This window comes from Neoalteromonas flava (genome assembly GCF_002807685.1).
GTDB lineage: Bacteria > Pseudomonadota > Gammaproteobacteria > Enterobacterales > Alteromonadaceae > Alteromonas_E > Alteromonas_E flava.
In genome coordinates this window covers 1-261 of sequence record NZ_PEAX01000038.1, presented here as the reverse complement: position 1 = coordinate 261, position 261 = coordinate 1, and the positions used below count along the sequence as shown (strand labels likewise).

General features: G+C 39.5%; 1 protein-coding gene. It reads left to right on the top strand.

Annotated features, from left to right (window positions below; genetic code table 11):
* Nucleotides 1–56: 56 nt before the first annotated feature.
* Nucleotides 57–261 (top strand): hypothetical protein (locus CSH92_RS17180; RefSeq protein WP_205662202.1); only part of this gene is annotated, 205 nt, incomplete at its 3' end.

Genomic DNA, 261 nt, shown 5'->3' with positions numbered 1-261 from the left:
TTAGCCCACAGCTAGCTGCCCTTTATGCGGGGCGTTAGGAGCCTAGTGTTTTATTTATGGAAAAAGCCCTAATAACCCTGCCCCTCAGAATCATATGTCTATTTTTAGGCGTTTATTTAGCTATGGATTTACTAGGAGCGATTGAAAGCGGAGTCATTTCAGGTAAATCTGAAGCTTTCTTAGACTCTGATCCTTTTAGGTTTTGGTTATTATTTACAGTAAAGTCATGTGCGCTTATCGTAGTAGCATGGTTTTTCATTT